The 23009-nt window shown below is 70.3% G+C and carries 15 protein-coding genes; 8 read left to right on the top strand and 7 right to left on the bottom strand.

Annotation, left to right across the window (positions count from 1 at the left end):
- Nucleotides 1–44: 44 nt before the first annotated feature.
- Together AB0M01_RS26120 and AB0M01_RS26115 are read right to left on the bottom strand one after the other, a co-directional pair.
- On the bottom strand, nt 45–6566 hold the full coding sequence (locus AB0M01_RS26120; RefSeq protein ID WP_363673887.1) for a hypothetical protein: 6522 nt from the start codon (nt 6564–6566) through the stop codon (nt 45–47).
- Nucleotides 6563–8803 carry a CHAT domain-containing protein gene (locus AB0M01_RS26115; protein ID WP_363673884.1) on the bottom strand — a complete coding sequence of 747 codons (2241 nt, stop codon included), beginning with the start codon at nt 8801–8803 and terminating at the stop codon, nt 6563–6565. The genes AB0M01_RS26120 and AB0M01_RS26115 overlap by 4 nt, the downstream gene beginning before the upstream one ends.
- 41 nt (nt 8804–8844) lie before the next feature.
- On the opposite strand from AB0M01_RS26115, the gene AB0M01_RS26110 reads away from it, so the two are divergent.
- On the top strand, nt 8845–9927 hold the full coding sequence (locus AB0M01_RS26110; RefSeq protein WP_363673882.1) for a hypothetical protein: 1083 nt from the start codon (nt 8845–8847) through the stop codon (nt 9925–9927).
- Here the strand turns inward: AB0M01_RS26110 and AB0M01_RS26105 are convergent.
- Nucleotides 9924–10700, bottom strand: coding sequence for a hypothetical protein (locus tag AB0M01_RS26105; RefSeq protein ID WP_363673880.1), 777 nt, complete (start codon nt 10698–10700; stop codon nt 9924–9926). The genes AB0M01_RS26110 and AB0M01_RS26105 overlap by 4 nt on opposite strands.
- Nucleotides 10701–10770: 70 nt before the next feature.
- Nucleotides 10771–11532 carry an SDR family oxidoreductase gene (locus tag AB0M01_RS26100; protein WP_363673878.1) on the bottom strand — a complete coding sequence of 254 codons (762 nt, stop codon included), beginning with the start codon at nt 11530–11532 and terminating at the stop codon, nt 10771–10773.
- A 163-nt stretch (nt 11533–11695) separates the two neighbouring features.
- Between AB0M01_RS26100 and AB0M01_RS26095 the strand changes: the two genes are divergently transcribed.
- Both AB0M01_RS26095 and AB0M01_RS26090 read left to right on the top strand, forming a co-directional pair.
- Nucleotides 11696–14374, top strand: a complete 2679-nt coding sequence (locus AB0M01_RS26095; RefSeq protein ID WP_363673876.1) for an AAA family ATPase — start codon at nt 11696–11698, stop codon at nt 14372–14374.
- 156 nt (nt 14375–14530) lie between these two features.
- Nucleotides 14531–15292 (top strand): carbonic anhydrase family protein, encoded by a 762-nt coding sequence (locus tag AB0M01_RS26090; protein WP_363673874.1) that lies wholly within the window; start codon nt 14531–14533, stop codon nt 15290–15292.
- A 60-nt stretch (nt 15293–15352) separates the two neighbouring features.
- On the opposite strand, the gene AB0M01_RS26085 is transcribed toward AB0M01_RS26090, so the two are convergent.
- Entirely contained in the window at nt 15353–15730 is a 378-nt protein-coding gene (locus AB0M01_RS26085; protein ID WP_363673872.1) for a DUF5997 family protein, read from the bottom strand.
- 58 nt (nt 15731–15788) lie between these two features.
- Here AB0M01_RS26085 and AB0M01_RS26080 point away from each other — a divergent pair, with 58 nt between their 5' ends.
- Complete coding sequence (locus AB0M01_RS26080) at nt 15789–16547, top strand: LysR family substrate-binding domain-containing protein (protein WP_363673870.1); 759 nt, start codon at nt 15789–15791, stop codon at nt 16545–16547.
- A gap of 63 nt (nt 16548–16610) precedes the next feature.
- A complete protein-coding gene (locus AB0M01_RS26075) occupies nt 16611–17456 on the top strand; it encodes an SDR family NAD(P)-dependent oxidoreductase (RefSeq protein WP_363673868.1) in 846 nt (281 codons plus the stop codon).
- Here AB0M01_RS26075 and AB0M01_RS26070 read toward each other — a convergent pair.
- Nucleotides 17446–18468 carry an iron-siderophore ABC transporter substrate-binding protein gene (locus AB0M01_RS26070; protein WP_363673866.1) on the bottom strand — a complete coding sequence of 341 codons (1023 nt, stop codon included), beginning with the start codon at nt 18466–18468 and terminating at the stop codon, nt 17446–17448. The two genes, AB0M01_RS26075 and AB0M01_RS26070, sit on opposite strands and share 11 nt — an antisense overlap.
- A gap of 64 nt (nt 18469–18532) precedes the next feature.
- Complete coding sequence (locus AB0M01_RS26065) at nt 18533–19729, bottom strand: ROK family transcriptional regulator (RefSeq protein WP_363673864.1); 1197 nt, start codon at nt 19727–19729, stop codon at nt 18533–18535.
- A gap of 106 nt (nt 19730–19835) precedes the next feature.
- Between AB0M01_RS26065 and AB0M01_RS26060 the strand changes: the two genes are divergently transcribed.
- From AB0M01_RS26060 to AB0M01_RS26050, 3 genes are read left to right on the top strand one after another with little or no spacing between them, the layout of a single operon-like run.
- On the top strand, nt 19836–21221 hold the full coding sequence (locus AB0M01_RS26060; protein WP_363673862.1) for an extracellular solute-binding protein: 1386 nt from the start codon (nt 19836–19838) through the stop codon (nt 21219–21221).
- 1 nt (nt 21222) lies between these two features.
- Complete coding sequence (locus AB0M01_RS26055) at nt 21223–22116, top strand: sugar ABC transporter permease (RefSeq protein ID WP_363673860.1); 894 nt, start codon at nt 21223–21225, stop codon at nt 22114–22116.
- A complete protein-coding gene (locus AB0M01_RS26050) occupies nt 22113–23009 on the top strand; it encodes a carbohydrate ABC transporter permease (protein ID WP_363673858.1) in 897 nt (298 codons plus the stop codon). The genes AB0M01_RS26055 and AB0M01_RS26050 overlap by 4 nt, the downstream gene beginning before the upstream one ends.

The raw sequence follows: 23009 nt of genomic DNA, 5'->3' as shown, positions 1-23009 counted from the left end.
TGCGCCGCACGCTCCCCTCACCCCGCGCAGCTGCCGCCCGGTGGTCAGCTCCGCACCGCACCGTCGCGCAGATACAGGCAGATGTCATCGGCCAGCTCCACCGGCAGACTCTCCGGCGTCTCCTCCGACCACCCGTCCCACCCACGCACGATCGCCTGCGCTTGACGCCGCGCCTCCCGCAGCCGACTGGCCAACGGGTCCTCCCGCTGGATCTTCCGGACCAGCGACGCCCCGAGCCTGTAGAACCGGTCCCGCTCGAGCCTCAGCGTGTCGGCAATGACCGTCACCACCTCGGTCGCCAGCTCAGGCGGCAGGCTCGGGATCACCACCACGGCCCAAGCGCCGTTCGCATGTACGCCGTACGCCAACTGCTTCAGCCCGGCGACGGCGTCGCGGTCGGTCGCCGTCCGCCGCTCGATCGCGTACGGCTCGACCTGGAGCACCACCAGCGTCGTCCCACCAGGCAGGAAGTCGCCGGTCAACCGCCTGCCGGGTGCCGGAGCCGACGACGACGAGCTCACCGAGTCCCCCGGGATCTCCAACCAGTCCCCGGTCCGCGAAGGCTGCCCGATCGCATGGAACACCGTCGGCCGCACCAGCTCATCCGAAGCCCGCAACGGCTCCGCAACCCGCGACCACACCTGATCGGCCCCACGAATCCAAGCCGACGACGCAACAACCCCGAAGGACAACTCCCGTCGGTTCATCGGCGGCAGCTTGCCCGCCGGCGCACTCGTCACCCGCGAGACGTACAGCGGCCCCGACCCCGGCTGCAGCGGCGGCCGACCGTCCACCGCCGTCTCGACCGCTCGCTCCCAGTCCAGCCCCGCAAGCTCCAGCGGTACGTCGAGATCCACGCACAGGTTGGTCCTCCCCTGTGCCTCCCGCAACTCCCGCAGCGGCCGCACCACCTCGACCGGCAGCCCACCCAGCCGTGTCCCCGGCTGCCAGGAAACCGTCGCCGCAACCCGCTCCGCACTATCGAACAACCGCGCCGGCCGCCGTGCCAGGATCGCGCCGTACAGGTCCCCCATCAACCGAATCGATTCCAGCACCGAAGCCTCCCGCCGATGCAGCCCCGCCTCCCGAATCCGCAGCTCGACGGTCACCACACCATTGCCAACAGCCCGTACGACGATCCGCGCCGCGGTCCCCTGCCGCCCGAGATCCGTGACCGTCCGCGTCATCATCCGCGCGAACCACACGACCCCGATCGGCAACGCGACCAGCACCGCCACAGCCGCCAGCGAGACCCCGAGCGCAGCCAGCAACCGCTGCCCCGACCACACCTGCACAGCCGTCGCCACGGCCACGCCGACAACAGCCGCCACCCCGGTCACCACGGTGGTCGGCACCCGCCGAGCACGCCCAGGGAGCTCGAAGTCGTACCGGCCATGCTGGAACTCGACCGGCAGCGACGCGTCGTCGGCGCTCCGCGAACCCTGCGCCCACATCTCCACGAACACGGCCCGGATCGGCCACCCGTTCTGATCCATCCCGGCCGGGAAGACCGACGAGCCCGGGCGCATGGGACCGCGCTCGCCGGGGTCGGGATCCGGGCTCAGCTGCGTCGACAACTCGTCGCTCGTCCGCCGGGCCTCCATCATCCGCCCCAGCAGCTCCAGCCCCTCGGACTCACTCAGCCGGTCCGGCCGCGCGTGGGCGTGCGCGATCGCGGCACACACCTCAGCCTCTGCCGCCGACAGCGGGTCGCCGGCGGTCCGGAACCATGCCACGGCCAGGTCGAGCAGCTCGGCCGCACGATCCGGCAGCCGCAGTGCCATCAGCTCGCCGGCCTCGAAGGCCAGCTCCCCGAGCCGCCGCGGCCCGAGCCCTTCGGGGATCGACTCGCGGATGTTCCGGTCGAAGGCGCTCAGCCGCAGCCGCGCCTGCGCGCTCGCGATCGGGTCGCTCGGGAAAGCCACGCTGTACGTCGTGGTCTCCACTCCGGTCAGCGCCCGCCATTCCATCCGGTCCAGCTCTTCGCCCACTCGCCGATCCGCTCGCGTCCGCCAGCCCTTCGCCTCGCCGAGGGCCCGCAGCCGCTCCCGCGAGCCGGCGCCGAACGCCGCCTGGTACTGCCACTCGTCCGGAGCGAGACTCTGCACCTCCTGCGGTTCGGCCGTCAGCGCCAGTACGGCGAGCGCGGCCTCGCGCACCTCGCGATCGTCGGACCGGATGCACCGGTAGACCAGGTACCGCTGAGCCGCGATGCGCGCCCGGCGCAGGACGTGCAACGTCGCGAGCTCAGCCGCTCGAACCGTCTCCAGGTCGCCATCCTCAGCCGAGGCCAGTCGCTCGCCCAGCACCTGAAGCGCACGCTCCGGGTCCCCGTCCGACAGCAGCGCGTACGCCGCCGACACGAACAGCGGCTGGGTTCGCCGATGCACTCCGCAGACGGGCCGCGGCCGCACCTCGAACCGGTCCCACTCGAGCAGCTCCTCCGCCACCGCGCCGCTCACCGGCCGCCGCGCGAGCTGCTCCCGCAGCACCGCCGACCGCAGGCGCTCCCCGTCGATGGTCCGCGTCGCCTCGTCCGACCACAGCGCCATCGTCTCGTCGTCGACTGGACTCACCACGCTCAGCGCCACTCGGTACAGGCGGATCCGGTCGCGCATCGAGTCCGGCACGACCAGATCGAGCCAGACCTGCTCGGACTCCGCCCAGATCACCTCCGCGACGTCGAGCGCGAACGTGTTCTCCGCCAACATCCTTGCCCGGAGCAACTGAACGTGGGCCCGCAGGTACGGCGGCAGCTCCCACCGCTCGACGTCGTCCAGCCACTCGTCGAGGAAGCTCACCTCCCGCAGCTCGTCGAAGTCAGCAACCCGATCCAGCGCCGCACAGCATGAGGCGACAAGCTGCAGGTCCTCGGGCTCGACGCGGAGGAGCGGTATCGCCGACGAACCCACCGAGCCAGGTGGACCGCCCGGGCCCGCCGAACCCGTTGGCCCCGCAGAGCCGGGTGAACCGTCCCGACCCGCCGAATCCCGTGCACCCGCCGCGGGTTCCGTCGTGCCGGTCGCCATCGGCACCGGAGCGCGTTGGGTCTGGCGGAGCACCTGGCCGATCTCTCCTACCTCGTTCGCGCTCAGCAGTGCGCGGCGGCTCAGCCAGATCGCTCGCGAGCCGTCGTTGTCCAGCTGCGCGGAGGTGAGGACCGACGACCAGAAGCCCTGCGCCTCTTCCTGCCGGCCCTCGTGGGTGAGCCAGGCCGCGTGGGCCGCCTCGGCCGACGGGCGCGCCGGGTGCCGCGGGTGGCGGCCGAGGAGGCCGTTGTCGCCGAGCAACTGGCGGACCAGTTCTTCGATCCAGTCCCAGCGGGCGCCGGCTGCGGCTCGGAGGACCAGGGTGTGGACGTGGTCGGCGGCGGTGTCTTCCGGGAGGAGCTTCAGGGCGTCGTCGACGAGGAGTGGGGAGAGCTCGCCCAGCTGGCGGTGGTCGAGGCGATCTTCGAGGACGGGGACCAGGTCACGGCGTACCCGGTCGAGCTCGTCGATGCGGTCGTCGTGCTCGTAGTACGCGCGGAGGCGGTCGTGCATGCGGGGTTCGAACTGGAGCTCCACGCGGGCCGCCGGGTCGGGGCCGGCCGAGCGGCGGATCCACTCGTGGTCGGCCAGGGCCTCGAAGGCCTCGCGGAAGGATTCGTGGTCGCCGTCGAAGACGGCCTCGAGGAGTGGGGCGTCGGCTCGGTGAACGAGCGCGAGCGCCGGGAGGAGGGACTTGGCGGCCTCCGACTTCACACGTGCGACGATGCGGCGGTCGATGTACGGGTCCACGCCGCCGCTGCGGATCTCCTCGGCGGTCAGGGTGCTGTCGGCGAGCAGCCAGTCGGCGTAGAGCGCGAGGTCGAACGGCAGATACCGCCGATCGCCCGCCGAAGTCGCGTGATCACCGGTCGAGCTCGCGCTCGGCTCGTCGACCCGCATCGTGCTCGGTTCGTCGGGCGAGTCCACACGCGGCTCCCCCGTCCGGAGCACCCGAGCGTCCTGTTGCTGCTCGCTCCGCGCGAGGACCTCCGTCTCGACCTCCGCAGGTACGTCGAGCTTGCGGATCCTGCGCAGGTACTCGCGGGCCTGCGCCTCGGTGAAGCCCCGGATCTCGTGCACGCGCAGGTACGGGCGCGCCGGCAGGTCGTCGACGCTCCCCTCCACGGTCCACTCGCCGGGCCCGGGACCGTTGCCGCTGGCAAGAGGACGGCGGCCGGCGAAGACGACCTTGAGATCGACACCCGCACGGTCGAGCATCGCGCGGACCGTCTCCAGGATCGTGAACGTCGCGGTCACGCTCGGCAGGTGGGTGTCGCCGGGTTGCCAGCGGACGAGTTCCTCGCAGGTGTCGAGGAAGATCACCACTCGGCGGCGGCCGAGCAGAGTGAGGTAGTCGCAGAAGGTGGTCAGGAGAGCCTGGAAGTCGGGGTCGTCGACCGGCTCGGGCCGTTCGGAGGCCGGTACGGCGTTCCAGGTGCGGTGCAGGGTGGAGACGTTCTGGTGGAACGCCGCGACGGTGGACTCCTCGTGGCCGGCGCGGGCGTACAGCTGCAGCTCCGCCATCAGCTCCAGGAGCAGCTGGCCAGGGCGTTCGCGCGGGTAGTCGGGCGTGAGGTAGTCGAAGTCGACGCGACCGACGGCCATCTCGTACTCGTCGGCGGAGCGGATCAGATGGCTCAGCAAGGTGGTCTTGCCGACGCCGCCGGAGCCCAGGTAGTGCAGCGCCCAGGCATCTCCGGCGTCGGCCAGCAGGTCTTCGAAGGCGTTGACCTGTTCGTCGAGGAGGAGCAGCGGGACGGCTCGACGGGCGTCCTGGCGCTGGCGGTACAGCAGCTCGACCCGGCGGGCGGCGTACCGGACCGAGCCTTCCAGCTCGTTGCCGAGCGTGGCGGCGAGGAGCTTCGCGGTGTCGATCCAGTCGAGGGCGCCGGGGAGGTCGCGGGCGGTCAGGGCGCGGCTGACTTCGTGGTCGAGGAAGCGCGCGGCCCCGGCCGCGGAGAGGCGTCGACCGGCGGTGGCTTGGGCGAAGCGCGCCCAGCGCTGGACGGGGGCGGGGACCTGGGCGCGGGTCCGGCTGACAGCCGAGGCGATGTCGTGCACGACTTTGTGGAGAAGGGACTCGGGGACGTCGAGCTGAGCCAGTACGTCGTGCCGCACGGCGTCGGGCATCCAGAAGCTGTCGGCGGAGCCGCGGTTGCGGACGATACGCAGCGCGTCCCCGATCAGTTGCGCGCGCTGAGGATCGTCGAGCAGCGGAACCAGCCGCGTGAGCAGCCGAAGGCGCGTGGGGAAGTCCTCGATGGAGTTGACGGTCGCGGCGTAGTCGGCGAGTACGTCGGGTGGAAGCGCGGGGGCGAAGTTGAGACCCGCTTGGATGCGGCGAGCAGGCTCGCCGATCTGCGCGACGGCGCGGAGGCCTCGCTGGATGATCGGTGCCGCAGCCGCGCCTTCCAGAGCAGAGGCGAGGGCAGCCAACGGCCCGGCCGATTCCGCAGTGTCCGGCAACTCGGCAGCAGCTCGCAGCGCCAGATCCACAACAGCCAGCTCCCGCCTGGAGGCGAGGATCGTGGCCGCAACGGTGACTCGGGTGGCCGGGTCGGCGAGACCTTCGAGCAGCTGGGTCAGAGTGAGCGGCTTCGGCTTTGATCCCAGCCCGTAAGCCAACGCCCGGGTCTGCGGGTCCTGGATCCCAAGATCGCCTTCCACGTAAGGATCCGCCTGCACCACCGCGAGCAGCAGCAGATCCCGCTCGACCGGGTCCACCACCTGCCGTGCATCCTCGAGCGCCCGCGCCGCCAACCCGCGGGACGGCCGCCGCCGGATCAGATCCAACCGCAGCCGCGCCCGGTCCGCCGGTTCCTCCAGTCCATCGAGCTCCACCTCCCTCGGCACCAGATCCGCAACCTCGACCAACGCAGTCGCTCGATCAACCGGATCGCTCAGCGCATCCACCGCGTCCGCGATCTCCGGTACGACGCCGGCACGCGCCTCCTCCGGCAAGCACCTCGCCAGCTCCCCCAGCAACCCCGGCCGATGATCCACCCGAGGCACCGCCAGCACCGCCGCCACCGCCTCCGGCAGCAGCCGAATGCGCTCCTCCTCAGGCAAGAACCCGAAGATCCCCGCCCAAGCCGTTGCCCGCGGCCCGGGACGGTCGATCGCCGACACACACTCGACAACCGTCCCCCACTGCGCAGCAACCGGCGCCAGCGCGACCACTGCGCTCGCCTGCAGCCCAGCATCGTCAGCCTCCGCCGCGAGGCGCAGCGCCTCCTCAACCAGTCCAGCCGGCAGCCACTCCGCCAACCCCGCGAGCAGCCTCAGCTCCTGATCCCCACCACCCCGACCAGCCCTTGCCACCCGGCAGATCCCCGCCCGGACCGCCCGATCGACAAACGCATCCAGATCATCAACCGGAAACGAGCAAGCCTCCGCCAGCGGCCAGGTCCACGAAGGCGTCACCGCCAGCCACAGCAGCGCATGTCGCCCCAGCTCGTCCAGCTCCGCCCGCCGTCGCCGTACGACGTCCGCCGTGATCCGCCGTTCCAGCTCCGCGATCCCCGGCTCGCTGCTCATCGGTCCGCCTTCAGCCACGTCAGGTGATCCTCGTCCCGCGCAGGCACGACGAACCCGGTCTGCTGTGCCAGCTCCACCCAGATCTCGTACGCCGGCTGGTGGAAGTTGAACGGAATCCCCTTCAAGGTGTTCCGCGCATTGTTGCGCACGGCATGGAACAGCGCCTGCCCGACATCGGGGTTGAACACCCACGACTTCCCCAGCACATGATCCGCAGCGACCCCAGCACCAGCGAACGGATGCAGCAGCACCGTCTGATAGGCCATCAAGTCCTCACCGTTCACCGTCGAGAACGGCGCCAGCTCGACCACCTCCAGCCACGGATGCTCCTGCTGGTTCGGGATCAGCGAACGCACCCACTGGTCCCCGCTGCGGCCGTGCGCCCACGTCAGCACCACCGGCACCGGCAACGCCTTCGTCCCCAGCCCGTACGGCGTGAACAACCCGTTCGTCCGATCGAGTAGGTCGTCCAGCAGTCCGCCGTACTCGTCGATGTCGTCCATCAGCACCACGATCCGGCTCTGCAGCCCGGCGAAGTACGGGATCTGCCGGGCGACGTCGCGGCGCAGGTTCTTCAGGTCGGTCTGCAGCGCACGGTTCAGCACCAGCGACGTCACCTCGCCGGCGCGCTCCAGCGCCATCCGCACGTTCAGCTCCAGGCGATCTCGCGCGTCGGCCTCGAGCGCCAGCAGTTGGGTGTCCTCCTCGTCGATCCCCAGCACGTTCACCCGCACCCGCGAGATCTCGTCGAGGAACAGCTTCCCGAGCCCGGACGCCGTCCGCGGATGATCGCGATCCGAGGTCAGCAGCAACGGCAGATGCCCGTCGCGCAAAGCATGAGCCGCCAGCTCCCGCAGCAACCTCGTCCGCCCGGTCCCCTTCAACTGCGAGCCCGTGTACGCCGCCAGCCCGTACTTCTTCGTGCCCGGCTCGAACATCCGGCGGAACGGCGGCAGGAAGTTCTCCCGCGCGCAGAAGACCGGCAGGTGCCCGTCGTCGTACCCGCGGATCCAGCCGTCCAGCTCGTCCCAGCGTTCCTGCGTCGCGGTCGTGTCGAGCGGCCGGTAGTCGGTCGGGACCTGGCTGGACAGGAACACAGCGGGCAACGCCCAGTCCATCCCCGCGACCGGATCCTCGGTGGTCGCGAACGCAGCGGCCCGCGCCTCGGCGGTGGCCCGGACCAGCGGCTCGCCGTGCACGACCGACTCGGCGAAGGTCCGCGAGAACAACCGGCTGGCCAGATCCGCGACCCGCCCGGCCATGCCGACGACGACCGGAATGCCTCCGGCAACCAGTTCGGCGGCCATCGAGGTCGCGTCGTTCGCGCCGAACAGCCGCTCGGAGCCCGGCGCCCCGGCGGTCGAGCAGGCGCTCAGGACCACGATCGTCGCGGGGACCGGAGCGCGGCGCAGGTCGGAGAGGATCTGGTCGGCGTACCGGCGTTCGGCGGCTTCGTGCTCGTCGGGCTTGAGCAGCAGGTACCCGCGGCGGGTCTCCGCGTCGATGCCGCCGTGCGCGACGAAGTGCACGATCTCGGGCTGGAACTCCTCGATCTCGCGGCGGATCTGCTGCGGCCGAGCGTGCTCCAGCACCCGGTAGCGCAATGCGCGTCCGTCGTGGCCGAGCTTGAGCAGCGCGAGCAGTTCGGCAGCCGGCCGCAGCGTCTCGTCGTGCCAGGACGAGCCGATCACGAACAACGCCCGCGGCGGTACGCCGAGCGGCGGTGGCGCGGCGTACGCCGTCTCGACCAGGCGGGTGATCGCGACCTTCGTCGTCGGTGTCCCGGCGACGACGAAACCGCCGCCGGCGCAGAGCATCTCCCAGTTCAGTCGCGCGAGGTCGATGTCGTCGGGTCGCAGCGCCAGCGCCAGCTCGATCGCCTGGTGGCCGTACGCCTGGGCGGTCTGCAGGATCTCGGACCAGCGATCGTTGCCGAGCAGTACGTCGAACAGGTAGTGCCCGAAGCGCTCCTGCTCGTCGCGGGTCGCCCGGCGTTCGCGCAGCGCGTCGTACAGGGCCATCACTTCGGCGGCATCGGAGGCCGCCGCAAGACCATCGTGATCGGCGTCCCGATGATGCAGCTCGTACGGCGGCCGCGGGATCGTGTGGCCGGTCCCGTCATCGATCCGGATCAGCTCGTCCGGCCCGGCCGACTCGGGTTCCCACGCGGGCAGGTCAGGGCAGGTCGTGGTCAGCTTCCACGCCTGGTCGACCTTCACCACGAACCGGAGCGTCATCGGGCTGGCTTCCTGCTCGAAGCGGTGTCACTGTGGCGCCCATGGGGGACGAACTGATCCGCTGCTGTGTCGATCGGACGCTCGAGGACGATCTCGTGCTGGAGGCCGCCGAGCGAGCCGTCGACGAACGCCCGGCCAACGCACCCGACGCCCCGAAGCCGAGGACCAAGCAGCAGAGGTTGCGCCTCGCGCTGGAGACCAGGCGGATGTGGAGCAACGGCCGGACGCTGCGGATCGCCTTCCTGGACGGGTCCGCAGCGCAACGCGAGGGCGTGCGGGCGCTGGCGACCGAGTGGACGAACCACGCGAAGCTGCGGTTCGCGTTCGTCGACGACCCGCGCACCGCCGAGGTCCGGATCGCCTTCGTACCGGGCGGTTCGTGGTCGCTGGTCGGCACCGAGGCGCTGACCGCGGCGCCCAGCGAGCCGACGATGAACTTCGGCTGGCTCCGCGAGGACGAGCCCGACGAGTGGCAGCCGGTGGTGCTGCACGAGTTCGGGCACGCGATCGGCTGCGTGCACGAGCACTCCAGCCCGGCCGCGGGCATCCCGTGGGACCTGCCCGCCGTCTACCGGCACTACGGCGGGCCGCTGAACGGCTGGAGCGACGAGGAGATCGAGCGCAACCTCCTCACGAAGTACGCGACCAGTCAGACCCGGCACACCGCCTTCGACCCGCGGTCGATCATGCTCTACGCGATCCCGCCCGAGCTCACCGCCGGCCGGTACGAGGTCAAGGCCAACCGGACGCTGTCGGTGCTCGACCGCGAGTTCATCGCGCAGAGCTACCCGGCGACCGACGCGGCAGCGACCATACTGGTCTGCGACGGGCCGCCGCAGGACGCCCGGATCGCGACGCCGGACGCCACGAACGCCTTCCACTTCACGATCGACCATCCCGGCGAGTACCGGCTCGAGACCTCGGGCTACACCGACCTCAAGCTGCAGGTCTTCCGGGGCGGCACCGAAGCACCGATCGCCGACATCGCCGAGGGCGGGCTCGGCGGCAACGTCCGCGTCGAGCTCGCGCTGATGGAAGGCGACTACCGGGTCGAGGTCCGGCACCGCCGTCCGACCGGGACCGGCCGGTACAGGATCGCGCTGCATGAGGTGCCTGCCCGCTAGTCCGTGGCGTCCTCGGTCAAGTCGCCGTCAGGACGCTCCGCACCGCGACGCGGCGTCACCCCGGGCTCCGTCGGCGGCAGCGCCGCGCGAGCGCCGGTGATCTTCGTACCGAACAGGCTCTTCTTGATCCGTACGGCGCGGAACAGCGGACTCAGCCCGCCTTCGCCGATCAGCTGCGTGTGCATGCCGTACGACGACACGACGCTCAGGTCGCCGGTCAGGTCACCGAGGTCGACCGGCCCGGCCGGCACCGCCGCGCTGACCCCGAGCTCGACCTTGCCGTACCGGCCCTCGGAGATCAGCACCGTGGTCCGGTCGGCCTTCACCAGCTCGGTGATCACCACCCAGTCCGGGTTCCAGATGCCGCGGTCCCACAGGTCCCAGATCGCCGCCTCGAGGCCGATCACGTCGCTGACCCTGCTGATCGTGATCCCCCGGGCGTGGAAGACCACGCCGCTGCTCGCCCCGAACGACACCGCGGCCCCGGCCTGCGCCTCGGGCAGCGCCGGCACCAGCTTGGACACCTCACCGGCGACCTTGACGTCGACCTTGATCTCGCTCGACGACTGGAACTGCAGCGACTGCTGCGGACCCGGCTCGCTGGTCGTGCCGAACCTCACCCCGAAGGTTCCGATCGGCGACTTCGGGACGAACGTCTTTCCCTGCAGCACCCCGATCAGGCCGAGCTTCAGCGGCGTACCGGGCAACCAGTTGGCCAGGTAGCTGAACTGCCCGAACATCGATTCCGTGTAAGCCTCTTCGGCTGTCGGCATCTCCCCCACCCCCGCTGGCGAGTGTAGGACGCTGCGTGACCACTGTCGACAACCCGTGACCGTCCGGCGGTCAGTTGATCGGGGAGATCATGCCGCCGTTGACGTAGACCGTCTGGGCGGTCACCCAGCGCGTCTCCGGCGCGGTCAGGAACCGCATCACCGGAACCACGTCGTGCGGGTCGCCGAGCTCGCCGGTGACGGTCATGCCGCTCAGCCAGGCGATCGTGTCCGGGGTCTCGGCGTCGAAGAAGAACGGCGTCTTCTGCGGGCCGAGGGCGATGCAGTTCACCGTGACGCCGCGGGCGCCGACCTCCTTGGCGAAGGCCTTGGTGAAGTGCTCGACCGGGGCCTTGCTGCCGGCGTACGCCGAGTAGGTGGCGGCGGTGACCGCGACCTGGGTGGTCACCATGGTGACGATCCGCCCGTTGTCGGCCATCTTGCCGGCCGCCTCGGCCATGAAGAAGAACGGGATCTTGGCGTTGATCGCGAACGAGCGGTCGTACTCGTCCTCGGTGGTCTCGGCCAGCGGCTTGCGGATGATCAGGCCGGCGGTGTTGACCAGGATGTCCCAGCTGCCGAACCGGTCGATCGCGGTGTCGACCAGCCGGGTGATCTCGGCGTTGCTGGTCAGGTCGGCCTGGTGCGAGAACGCCCGGACCCCGCGGTTGGCCAGGTCCTTGACCACGACGTCGGCCTCGTCGGACCGGCGCGGGCTGTTATAGTGCACGACCACGTCGGCGCCGTCGTCGGCCAGTGCCTCGGCGAACAGCTTGCCGATGTTCGCCGAGCCGCCGGCGACGATCGCGACCTTGCCAGAGAGCTTGCCCGTCATGTCACTGTCCTTTCGTGAGGCTGCGTCGCACCCCAGCGTGCGGACGGCGCCGGTCCCCGGCATCGGTCAAATGACGGTGGAAATCCGTAACGCCGTAACGGGTAATACCTCGGGTAGGTGGATGTAGTCTTTGCTACATCCGTGGGGTGGCTCGGAGAAGAACGTGAACGGCTCGAGGACGAGGGCCTGCCTGATCGGCCGTGAGGTCGAGCGGGCGGAGATCCGCAAGACGGTGGAATCCGGCGACGCGTTGCTGGTCGTCGGCGAGGTCGGTATCGGCAAGAGCGTGCTGCTCGACGACGCAGCCGCGTACGCCGCCGAGCAGGACCAGCGGGTCCTGCGCGCGGCCGGGGTCGAGTTCGAGGCCGACATCAGTTTCGCCGGACTGAACCAGTTGCTGCTGCCGGTCGTGCGTGGCCGCGGCAGCCAGCCGCTGCGCGTCGCGCTCGGGCTCGAGAGCGGCCCGGTACCGAACTTCCTCACGGTCTCGAACGCCGTGCTCGACCTGCTCGCGAATCTGTCCGTCGCGACGCCGGTCCTGCTCGTGGTCGACGACATCCCCTGGGTCGACCGGTCGAGCGCCGTCGTGCTCGGCCTGGTCGCCCGGCGCCTCGCCGAGCTTCCGGTCGGCCTGCTGATCGGCCGCCGGACCGGCAGCACCGCCTTCTTCGAGTACGGCGGGATGCCGCAGCTCGTCATCGGTCCTCTCGACGACGCGGCCAGCGGCGAGCTGCTCCGGCACCGCCACCCCGAGCTGACCTCGCGCGACCGCCGCCGGATCGCCGAGGAGGCGCAGGGCAACCCGCTCGCCCTGACCGAGCTGCCGTCGGTCCGGCACGGATCGGCCACCATCACGACGCTCCCGATCGGCAGCCGGCTGCAGGACATGTTCGCCGAGCGGATCAGCGGCCTGCCCGAGGCGACCCGCGAACTGCTGCTGCTCGCCGCGCTGTCCAGCCCGATCGACCAGCGGGCCGTCGACGTCCACGGTCCGGTCCGCGCGGCGCTCGACGAGGGTGTCGCCCAGCTCCACGAACGCAACGGCAAGCTGCTCTTCCGGCATCCGCTGAGCCGGCTGGCCGTCGTCGAGCTGTCCGCGATCGGCGACCGCCGCCGCGCGCACAAGCTGCTCGCCGACCGCTGCACCGACCCCGTCCGCCGGGCCTGGCACCTCGCCGAGGCCACCATCGAGCCGGACGAGACGGTCGCCGAGATCGTCGACCAGGCCGCGCACATCGTGCTCGGCCGCGGCGACGCCGTGGCCAGCGTGGAGACCCTGACCCGCGCCGCCGAGCTGAGCGTCGACCGGGACGCGCGCGTCCGCCGGCTGGCGCAGGCCGCGATCATCGGCGCTGAGGTGATCGGCGAGCTCGGCAACGCCGCCGACCTGCTGGAGACCGCGAACCGTTCGCTGATCGACCCGACCTGCTCGCTGCAGTTGTCGACGGCCGCGGCCTGTGTGCTGTTCAACCGCGACTGCGCGATCGACACCCCGCACCGGCTGCTCACGCTCGCCCTCGAAGCGCACGCGCACAAGGTCGACGCCAAGACGCTGACCGACGCACTCGCCCTGCTCGCGACGGTCTGCTACTTCAGCGGCCGGGCCGAGCTGTGGGCACCGTTCGACGCCCACATGGAACGGCTCGGTCCCGACGCACCGGCCGACCTGACGATCCTGGCCGGCAACTGGGACCCGGCCCGGCGCGGCCACGCCGTACTGCCGCTGCTCAAGGCCGAGACCGACGGCCTGGCCCGCACCGACAACCCGTGGGCGATCATCCGGCTCGGCGTCGCGTCGGTCTATCTCGACCGGCTGAGCGCGTGCCGCGAGGCGTTGTGGCGGGTGGTCGAGGACGGCCGGCAGGGCGGCGCGGTCTCGGCGGCGATCAACGCGATCGTCTCGCTGTCGGTCGACGCCTGGATGCACGGCCGGTGGGACGAGGTCGGGCAGCTCGTCGACGAAGGCCGCACGCTGGCCACCGAGCACGGCTATCTGCGGTATACCTGGGTCTTCGACGGGTACATCGGCTACCTGGTGAACGCCGCCCGCGGAGTCGGTACGGCGGAAGCGGCCGCCGACGAGCTGGATCGTTGGGCCGGTGCGCGCGGCGCCCTGCTGGTACAGGGGATGGCGCGGCAGATCCGGTGCCTGGCGGCGCTCGGTCGCGGCGACTTCGAGGCGGCGTACCGGCATGCTGCGGAGGTCTGCCCGGCCGGTTCCTTCCCTCCACACCTGCCGCACGCGTTGTGGGTGCTGTTCGATCTGGTCGAGTCGGCGGTGCGGTCGGGGCGGGAGCCGCAGGCGCGGGCGCATGTCGCCGCGGCCAAGGCGGCTTCTCTGGATGGGTTGTCGCCGCGGTTGGCGTTGGTGATTCGTGGCGCGGAGGCGTTGGTGGCGCCGGAGGACCGGCGCACGGCGTGCTTCGAGCGGGCTCTCGCCGTACCGGGGGCTGAGCAGTGGCCGTTCGATCTGGCGCGGGTGCGGCTCTGCTACGGCGAGGCGTTGCGGCGGCATCGGCAGATCGCGGCGGCTCGGCGGGAGCTGACCGCGGCGCTTGCTGTCTTCGACGGGCTGGAGGCTGCGCCTTGGTCACGGCGGGTGGAGAACGAGTTGCGGGCGACCGGGTTGACCCGGGCGGCTGCGGCGCGGCGGCCGGACAGCGGGTTGACCGGGCAGGAGCACGAGATCGCATTGCTGGCTGCGACCGGGCTGACGAATAAGGAGATCGGGGAGCGGTTGGCGCTGTCACCGCGGACCGTCGCGGCGCACCTGTACCGGGTGTTCCCGAAGCTCGGCATCACGGCCCGAGCCGCGCTGCGGGACGCGCTCTCGCGAGCTTGAGGGTGTTGCCCTGGCGGACCTGATTTGTTCCCGGTCGGGCGGAAAGTCGCCGTCCTGGGCGGACTTCGGCGCTGACCGTCCGTCGCCGGGCGCATACTCGCGGATGCCCGGTTGAGGACCGGGTGTCCTGTTCCCGCCCAAAGTACGGAGTCCCCCGTGTCCCTGCCTGTGTCCCGCCGTGCCCTGCTCCTCGGCGTCCCCGCGACCGCCGCCGTACTGGCCTCGCCGTCGCTGCTCACCAGCGCGTCCGCGCAGACACCGCACCAGAGCCCGATCGACATCCGGACCGCGCACGCCGTGACCAGCCCCGCGCTGCCCGCGCTGCACGTCCACTACCCGAGCTCGCTCGCGCTGAAGATCCGGTACGAGAGCCGCGACGCCGGTCAGCCCGGCGGCTGCGACAACCGGACCGCGGAGGAGACGATCCTCGCCGAGATCCCGGCCGGCGCGGCCTGGGTCACGGTCGGCGGCGTGCGCTACGACCTGGTGAACTTCCACTTCCACACCCGCTCCGAGCACCGGCTCAACGGCCACCAGTACGCGCTCGAGCAGCACTTCGTGCACAGCGGCCCGAACGGCGAGAAGCTCGTCGTCGCGCTGTTCATCGGCACCGGCGGGCACGGCGGAACGCTGCAGGACAAGGTGCTCGCGACGGTCCCCGAGGAGTGCGACGAGGAGGTCGACCTCGGCCAGATCAACCTCGCGACGGCGCTGCCGCACGACCTGTCGACGTACCGGTACGACGGCTCGCTCACCACCGCGCCGTACTCCGAGCCGGTCTCCTGGCTGGTGCTCGCGCACCACCGCGAGATCCTCCCGGTCTCGCTGCACCACTTCCAGTCGCGCTTCCCCGACGGCGACAGCCGCGCCCTCCAGCCGCTGAACGGCCGCACGGTCCGCTACCGCCCCCAGCACTGATCCCCTGACCGGCGGGCCGGCCTTTGGGCGCCGGCCCGCCGGTCAGCGGCTGTTCCTCGCTCAGGCCTCGGAGCGCTCCGCCTTCAGCTGCGCGGCCTCGCGCTGAACCTCCGCGTGCGTGTTGCGCTCCCGCCGCAACCACTCCGGGAACTCTTCCTTCAGCGCCTCGATCTGCTCGGTGGTCAACGGCTCGGTCATCCCAGCGCGGGCCAGGCCCGAGATCGACACCCCGAGCTTCGCCGCGACCACCGGCCGCGGGTGCGGCCCCGTCTTGCGCAGCTCACGCAGCCACTCCGGCGGGTCGGCCTGGAGGGCGTTCAGCTGGTCGCGCGAGACCACACCGTCCCGGAACTCGGCCGGGGTTTCCTCGAGCAGCACACCGAGCTTCTTCGCCGCAGTCGCGGGCTTCATCGTCTGAGGGGATTTCTGCGACGTCATACCGCCAGGGTATCGAGGGTTGACCGGCTCGCAGACCACCGCCGGATAACCTGACCCGGTGACCGACCCCATCCCCGAGCCCGAGACCGCCCCCAGCTCCGCGCCGGCCCCCGCGGCCTTCCGGCTCGCGTACGTTCCCGGGGTCACTCCGGCGAAGTGGGTGCGGATCTGGCAGGAGCGCCTCCCCCGGGTCACCCTTACGCTGGTGACGGTCACCGCGGCGGAGGCGGCGGACGTCGTACGGCGGGGTGAGGCGGACGCCGGTCTGGTCCGGCTGCCGATCGACCGGACCGGGCTGAACGCGATCCCGCTCTACACGGAGACCACGGTCGTCGTGGTCCCGAAGGATCACCTGGTGACGGCGGCCGAAGAAGTCACCGCGGCGGATCTCGCTGACGAGTTCGTGCTCTACCCGCAGGACGACACCCTCACCTGGACCGACCGCCCCGGCGAAGCGGCGACCATCGTCCCCGCGACCACCGCCGAGGCGATCGAGCTCGTCGCGGCGGGCGTCGGCGTACTGATCGTGCCGCAGTCGCTGGCGCGGCTGCACCACCGCAAGGACCTCACGTACCGGCCTCTCGTCGAAGCGCCGGAGTCGAGCGTCGTCCTGACCTGGCCCGAGGGCGACCCGAGCGACCTGATGGAGCAGTTCATCGGCATCGTCCGCGGCCGGACGGTGAACAGCACCCGGACGCCGCAGCGCGAGGAGAAGAAGCAGCCGAAGAAGAAGCCCGCGCAGGCCAAGCAGGGCGCGCCCGCGAAGAAGGCGGCCGCGCAGCGCCGGCCGACCCGCCGAGGCAAGCCGCGCCGCTAGGTTCCCGATCCCGTCGAGGGGTACCGGGCGGCGAACACATCGTCACCCATCGAGGGGAACGTCATGTCCGCAGTACTCCTGACCGGTGCCGGCAGCGGGATCGGAGCGGCGACCGCACTCCGGCTCGACCAGCTCGGGATCCGCGTCTTCGCCGCCGTCCACGACCCTTCCGACGGCGAGATCCTCGCCAAGCAGACCTCGGAGAAACTCTCGGTCCACCAGGTCGACGTCACGGACGCCGACTCGGTCCGCGCCCTGATCACCGAGGTCGACACCGCACTGGGCGAAGCCGGTCTCGACGCCGTGGTGAACATCGCGGGTGAAGGCATCGCCGGCCCGTTGGAACTGCTCCCGATCGACAGCCTCCGCCACCAGCTCGACGTGAATGTCGTCGGCTCGGTAGCCGTCACCCAACTCGCGCTGCCGGTCCTTCGCCGGGCAGGACGAGAGGGCGAGCGCCGCGGCCCCGGCCGGATCGTCTTCGTCGGCTCCATGGGCGGCCTGGTCTCCGTCCAGCTCGCCGGCGCCTACCACGCCTCGAAGTACGCGATGGAAGCCATCGCCGACGCCTGGCGCCAGGAGCTCGACCCGGACGGTATCTCCGTGAGCCTCGTCGAGCCCGGCCCGATCGCCACTCCCCTGTGGGCGAAGGCGATCCAGACCCTCGACCGCCTCCCCGCCAACGACCGGTACGCCGAACGCGTCGACGCGTTCCGCGAGAGTCTGCGCCACGCCTCCAAGCACGGCGCCAGCCCGCAGAAGGTCGCCGAGCAGATCGAGCACGCGGTCACCGCCGAGCGCCCGAAGACCCGCTACCCGATCGGCGCGGCCGCGTACGTCGTACCGAAGGTTCGCCGGCTCATCCCGGACCGCCTCTTCGACAAGGCGGCCCAGCGCGTCACGAGCTAGCGGGCAGCGCCTTGTTCAGCAGCGGCGCGATCTTGCCGGTCAGGTACTTGATGCCGAGCGGGCCGCCGATCGAGAACGCGCTGGAGAACTGGCCGCTGCCGGAGTTGGAGTTGATCACCGGCGCGCCGCCGAAGTACGCGACGTGCCCGGCCTTGACCGTGGCCAGGTTGTTGTAGACCGGGTTGCCGGTCACCTTCGGGTCGACCTTGCCGTCCTGGTCGGCGGCGGCGAGCAGGATCAGGTCGGCGTTCAGCTTCTCCAGCTGCTCCTGCGCGATCTTCACGTAGAAGTCACCGTTGTCCAGGGCATCGATCTGCGGGTTGGTCCTGAACCCGAGCGCGGTGAGCAGCCGCATCCGCGGGTCGGACGGCAGCCAGGCCGAGAACTGGTCGGTGCTGAACACCCCGGCGGTGATCGTCTTGCCGGCCCAGCCCGGGTTCGCCTTCGCGGTCGCGGCGAGCAGGCCCTCGGTGTCGGCGATCACCTTCAGGCCGTCGGCGGTCCGGCCGGTCGCCTTCGCGATCGTCGTCACCTGGTCCTGCCACTTCACGCCGTACACGTTCTTGGTCCCGGCCGGCGCCGCGACCGTCGGCGCGATCCCGCTGAAGGTCTCGTACTGCTTCTTGTCGTTGATCGAGTTCACGTAGAGGATCAGGTCCGGCTTCAGCGCCGCGATCTCCTCGAACTTCGGCTCGAACGACGCCACCAGCTTCGGCGCCGGCCGGTCCCCGAGCGCGTCCTTGACCCAGGTCCGAGTCTCGGTGAACCCGAACCAGTCCGCACCGGCGACCGGTACGGCGCCGATCGCGATCGCGCTCTCCATGTCCCCGCCGCCGATCGCGACGATCCGCTCCGGCTTCGCCTTGATCGTCGTCGAGCCGAACAGGTGGTCGATCGTCACCGGGAATCCGTCGCCACTGGCGACCGGCGCTTCGTCCCCGTCACTCCCGCTGCCGCACGCCCCCAGCGCCAGCACCAGCGCCGCCGCGATCGCCACCACCCGTGCCCGCATGCCCCAGCTCCTCACCCAGATCGGTCGAAGGGCAGCCTAACCTAACTCCTGACGGGTCAGGTGCTCATCCGAGACTGGCGTGCAGGTGACTCTCCACCGCGTCCGGCCGGAGCGCGTGCTCGACGACCATCATCGCCGCGCCGTACAGGCCCGCGTCAGCGCCCATCACGGCCGGCTCGATCCGGACCTTGCCGGCCGGCCCCGGCTGGGCCGACCGCGCGATACTCTCCCGGATCCCCGCGATCAACTGTTCCTCAGCCTCGGCCAGATAGCCCCACAGACTGATCACGGCGGGGTTCAGCAGGTTGACCACCCCGGCGAGCACCTCACCGAGATCGCGACCGGCCATCCGCACTGCATGACCGGCGGTGACGTCACCGGACTTCGCCAGCGCCGCGACCGCCCGGGCGTTCGGCGCATCGATCCCCTGCTCCCGCAGGCGCCGGGCCAGCGCACCACCACTCGCGACGGCGTTCAGGCAGCCGACGTTGCCACAGCCGCACGGCACCTCGGAGTCACCGACGCGGGTGTGGCCGATCTCGCCGGCCATCCCGGACTCGCCCTGCACGACCTGCCCGTTGACCACCAGACCGCAGCCGATCACCGTGCCCACCTTGACGCTGACCAGCACCTCGGGGGCGTCGTCGCGGGCGCACAGCTCACCGAACGCCAACAGGTTGACGTCGTGGTCGACGAAGACCGGCACCGGCAACCACGCGGCGAGCACGTCGCGGACCACCTCGTCGGTCAACTCCGGCTCGCCCGGACGCCCGGCCAGCTCCACGCGAGCCGGCAGGCCGAAGCCGATCCCGTGCACCCGCGCGCGATCCTCTCCGAGCCGGGCCAGCGCCTGGTCGAAACCATCGGTCACCAGCCGCAGGACCCGCCGCGGGCCGTCGGCCAGGTCGATGTCGATCATCTCGCTGCTCAGGATCACCCCGGCCAGGTCGGTGACCGCCAGCCGGACGCCGGAGATCCCGAGCTGCGCGGCGAGCGTCGTACCGGCCCGTGGGTTGAAGGCGAGGGTGGACGCCGGGCGCCCCCGCGACCCGGTCGGCGACTCCGCCGCCGGAGTCAGCAGTCCGGAGGCGAGCAGCAGTTCGACGCGGTCGTTCACCGTCGACCGGGCGATCCCGAGCTGGTCGGCGAGCTGCCCGGTGGTGATCGCCTGGCCACGGCGTACCAGGTCCAGAATCTCGCCGGACCGGGTGATTCGGGACACCGGCGGCCGGCGGCCGGCGCGGTACTCCTGCGTGGTCATGGGTCCTCCCCGAGGTCTGATGATTTATCACTGTACTCGACATCTTTATGTTGACGGTCGACATTATTGGTCCTACGCTCGCCGAAACGACCTCCGAGGAGCAGCGATGACCGGACAGACCCGACTCAGCAGGAGACAGCTCTTCAAGACCGGCAGCGCGGCCGCGGTCGCCGCCGGCCTGGGATCCACCGTGCTGGCCGGCTGCGGCGACGGGGGCGGCGGCAGCGGCGGCGGGTCCGGCCTGAGCTTCATGTACTGGGGATCGGCCTTCGAGAAGAAGGCGATCGACGACATGCTGAAGAAGTACGCCAAGGAGCACGACGGCGCGAACGTGAAGCCGATGTTCGTCCCGGTCTCCAACTATCCGACCAAGGTCTCCAGCCTGGTCGCGGCCAACACCCCGCCCGACCTCGGCTACCTCGGCACCGGCCAGCTGTACGACCTCGCGGGCAAGGACCTGATCCTCAACCTGTTCCCGTACCTGGACAAGTACCCCGACCTCAAGGACCGGCTGCCGAGCAGCTACTTCTGGTACGGCAAGGACAAGCTCGCCGCGAACCAGCTCGCGATGGGTGTCCAGATCCTCTACTACAACACCGACGCGTTCAGCGCGGCCGGCCTCGACCCGGCGCCGTTCACCGCCGCGACCGCCTGGACCTGGGACGACTTCGTCGAGGCCGCCGACAAGCTCACCCTCGACCAGAACGGCAAGCACCCGAGCGAGGACGGCTTCGACCCGGGCAAGGTGAAGCAGTTCGGCACCATCGCGCCGGTCGGCGGTGCTCCGCTCTACAGCCTGCTGCGGTCCAACGGCGGCGACATGGTCAACGAGGACGGGACGGCGTTCGCGCTCGACTCGGCCGCGGCCGTCGACGTGCTGAAGAAGATCCAGGACCTGATCTACGTCCACCGGGTGGCGCCGACGCCGGCGCAGCTCGGCAAGAACGCCCCGACCACGTCGGTCCAGCTGCAGACCAAGCGGGTCGGGATGATCATCGACGGCAACTGGACGCTGCTCGACCTGATGGAGTCGAAGGTGCCGTTCGGGGTCGGCGTCCTGCCCAAGTTCCAGGAGCCGCTGACCATGACCGGCGGTGCCGCGGGCGCGATCTTCGCGAAGACCGAGCGGACGGAGGAGGCGATCGAGCTCTACCTCTACTACAACGACCCCGAGCACGTGGACCTGTTCAAGGACGGCCTGTGGGCTCCGCTGCAGAAGAAGTACTACACCGACCAGGCCGAGATCGACAAGTGGGTGCTGAAGGACAAGTACCCCGCCAACTTCCAGACCGCGGTGGTCGAGCCGACGCTCAAGAACGGCGTCACCGACTGGGGGCAGCAGATCAAGAACGCCGACCGGATCCACCAGGTGCTCGACCCGGCGCTGGAGCAGATCAGCCTGAACAAGGGCGCGCCGATCGACATCGTGAAGGCGCTGAAACCGAAGATGCAGCCGCTGCTGCAGGGCAAGTGGCCCACCCAGGAACTCTGAGATGGCCGGCCCCCAGAAGCAGGAGGCACGCTGGGGCGTGCTGCTGGCACTGCCCGCGATCATCGGCTTCGTCGCCTTCACGCTGCTCCCGATGATCGCGTCGCTGGTGATCAGCCTGACCGACTGGACGATCGGCGGCCGGCCGAGTTTCGTCGGCCTGGCCAACTACCAGCGGATGTTCACCGCCGACGACAGCTTCTACAAGTCGCTGTGGGCAACGCTGTACTACACACTCGGCGCCGTACCGCTGCTGCTGATCGTCGCCTTCGCGGTCGCGCTGCTGCTGAACCAGCCGGTCCGCGGTCAGGCCGTGTTCCGGGTGATCTACTACCTGCCCGCGATCGTCCCGATCGTGGCCAACTCGATGCTGTGGATCTGGTTGTTCAACCCCGACTTCGGGCTGCTCAACACGATCACCGAGAAGGCCGGGCTGCCGCGCTCGCAGTGGATCTTCGACGAGTCCACGGCGATCCCGTCGCTGATCCTGATGTCGGTCTGGGGCTTCGGCAACGTCGCTGTCATCTTCCTGGCGGGGCTGCAGGGCGTGCCGCGGCAGCTGTACGAGGCGATCTCCGTCGACGGTGGCGGGACCTGGCGCAAGTTCCGGCACATCACGCTGCCGATGATGACGCCGACGATCTTCTACAGCCTCGTCACCGGCGTGATCGGCGCGCTGCAGGTCTTCGTCCAGGCCGCGGTGATGACCGAGGGCGGCCCGAACGACTCGACCCTGTTCTACATCTACTACCTGTACCGGACCGCGTTCACCAACAACGAGATGGGCTACGCCAGCGCGCTGGCCTGGGTCCTCTTCCTGGTGATCATGGCCGTCACCGTCGTGCTGTTCCGCAACTCCAGCCGATGGGTCTACTACGAGGCGGGGAGCACCCGATGACCGCAGTACTGGAGAAGACCGCCGTCACGGCCGACCTACCGGCTCCGCCGCGCAAACCGCTCGCACCCCGCGGGCTGGCGAAGAAGGTGCTGGTCTACGCACTCCTCGTAGCCGGGGCGATCCCGACCCTGCTGCCGCTAATCTGGCTGGTCCGCAGCGCGCTGATGAACAGCGGCCAGATCTTCGTCTCGCCGCCGCAGTGGATCCCGAAACCGTTCGCCTGGGACAACTTCACCGGGGCGCTCACCCAGGTCCCGTTCGCCCGCTACTTCCTGAACACCCTGATCATCGAGGCCGGCGTACTGGTCGGCACGCTGCTGTCCTGCTCGCTGGCCGCGTTCTCGTTCGCCCGGCTGCGCTGGAAGCACAAGAACCTGGTCTTCGGCCTGCTGATGTCCGGCGTGATGCTCCCGTACGCCGTGACGCTCATCCCGACCTTCCTGTTCTGGCAGAAGATCGGGATGGTGAACACCTACGTGCCGCTGGTGCTGCCGTCGTTCTTCGGGACGGCCGTGTTCAACATCTCCCTGCTCCGCCAGTTCTTCCTCTCGATCCCGTACGAGCTGGACGAGTCGGCCTACATCGACGGCGCCTCGCCGTTCCAGGTCTACTGGCGGATCATCCTGCCGCTGTCGAAACCGGCACTGGCGGTGGTCGGCGTCTTCACCTTCCTCGGTGTGTGGAACGACTACCTCGGGCCGCTGATCTACCTGAACGACTCCGACAAGTACACCCTCGCGATGGGCCTCGCCTCGTTCCAGGGCACCTACACGGCACAGTGGGGCTACCTGATGGCCGCGGCCGCCGTGGTGCTGCTGCCGATCGTGCTGCTGTTCGCCTTCGCGCAGAAGTACTTCGTCGAGGGCATCGCGCTGACCGGACTGAAGGGCTGA

This window comes from Kribbella sp. NPDC051770 (assembly GCF_040681455.1).
Lineage (GTDB): Bacteria > Actinomycetota > Actinomycetes > Propionibacteriales > Kribbellaceae > Kribbella.
Note: the sequence above shows the minus strand (reverse complement) of the source record. Positions and strands in the feature narration are given on the sequence as shown.